Annotated in this window: 2 protein-coding genes; both read left to right on the plus strand. The window is 60.0% G+C overall.

The window, feature by feature from the left end; genetic code table 11:
• The coding region (locus AC3WWH_RS34770; RefSeq protein ID WP_162752540.1) for a hypothetical protein at positions 1 to 419 on the plus strand (419 nt) is incomplete at its 5' end.
• 83 nt (positions 420 to 502) lie between these two features.
• Positions 503 to 793 (plus strand): hypothetical protein, encoded by a 291-nt coding sequence (locus AC3WWH_RS34775; RefSeq protein WP_492377627.1) that lies wholly within the window; start codon positions 503 to 505, stop codon positions 791 to 793.
• Positions 794 to 1,175: the final 382 nt, after the last annotated feature.

Genomic DNA, 1,175 nt, shown 5'->3' on the forward strand with positions numbered 1-1,175 from the left:
AGGGCATTCCGGCACCCTTGGATCGGAGCGACGACGGTGCAGGCGCGACGGTTGACGGGCCGGACACGTCGGCTGACCCAACCGGTAACCTCGTTATCCCGGCCGAGATAGTCGAGCAGGTGTCCGCGGCCATTACGGTCGATTCGCCGCGCGCCGACGAACACGCGTCAGAACGCGGACAATCGGCGAAACCGAGAAAAGTGCAGCGGCGCGTCACGAAGCCAAGCGCTAGGCCAGTTGCTGTTAAAGCGATTCAGCCGAAGGAAGCGCCCGTCGTCGGGCGACCGCCGCCGACGCCGTTCGACGAAGTTGCTGCTCTGGATGAAGAGGTCCGGCAGCTGAGACGGCAGCTCACAGAAAAGCTGCGGCTGCAGAACGAGCAGCTTGCAGGATTGCTGAAGCGGTTTGACGCATCGTAATCTGAGCGCGCTTTTCGACGATCGTTTGACCCGAGCACGACGAACGCAACATTGAAGTGGCATAGCATCCACAGTTTCCCGCCATGTCTTCCATTCCCGCCTTTATCTCCGAATTGATCAGAGCCGCCAATGAGATCGAGAAGCTGACACCGCACGAGATGAGCCGTCTTCTTGACCGGTCTGTCGACACGATCCGCGATATGCGCGAGCAGACCGGAAGGGTTGGTCGTCGGCGGGCGAGGGACGTTCTGATCGATTTGCAGGTTGCGTCGTCGCGCGCCCGAGATTTGTCACCAGAGGACGCGAGAGATACTCTTCTCGATGCGGCTGACCTCATCCGGGCGCTGCGGATCATGCAAGACGGTGAGGAATGAGCTCCGGTATCCGCTTAAGCGCGATTTCAGCCCAAATACCGTCGCCATTCGTGGGCCATACGTTCTCACAGTCGGGGTTGCGCATCCCGCCCATATCCGCCCGACCGAGTGACGCCGGAAGCATACTGTTGCCGCCTACACATCTTGTTGCCGTCTCAAGGCTTCCTATCTGAAATAGCAGCCTCGACACGGAGCGCCGAGATGGATCAACAAGGTAGACAAGCGGTCTCCGACCATCCAATCGAAATCATACCGCCGAAGCGCGACAACAGGAGCGCGCGCGACACCGTCACCTGCCTCTGTTGTCAAAAGAAGCGCCCAGCGACGAGCATGGACTCAGACGGTTGTGGGATCTGTGAAGAGTGCCTGGCGTCCTGACGCT

Source organism: Ensifer sp. EB106-03-01-XG145, assembly GCF_058792075.1.